This window comes from Vibrio sp. OPT46 (genome assembly GCF_015163535.1).
In the GTDB taxonomy this organism is placed as follows: domain Bacteria; phylum Pseudomonadota; class Gammaproteobacteria; order Enterobacterales; family Vibrionaceae; genus Vibrio; species Vibrio alginolyticus.
Window position 1 is genome coordinate 4,838 of sequence record NZ_JADDYG010000783.1, and the last position, 240, is coordinate 5,077.

At 42.9% G+C, this 240-nt stretch carries 1 protein-coding gene; it reads left to right on the forward strand.

Features of this window, described 5'->3' with window-relative positions:
- Positions 1-240, forward strand: a 240-nt coding sequence (locus IQR33_RS34660) for a hypothetical protein (RefSeq protein ID WP_228014187.1), incomplete at both ends; no start/stop codon positions are given.

Genomic DNA, 240 nt, shown 5'->3' on the forward strand with positions numbered 1-240 from the left:
GTATTTCTTCCCACTTGCATTAACCACATCGTTCTTCCCTCGACTTTTGAAAGCACGTAACGACCAAGTTAAGTATAACCTTCAACTTGAACAATTATGTGGGATATTACTTTGGATGGCGGTAGTAATTGCGATTGCCGTCTCTTTATTAGGAACGTGGCTTGTCCCTCTTGCTTTCGGGGAGCCTTATGCTCCAGCTACTCCAATACTTACTATTCATATCTGGGCTGGTTGCTTCAT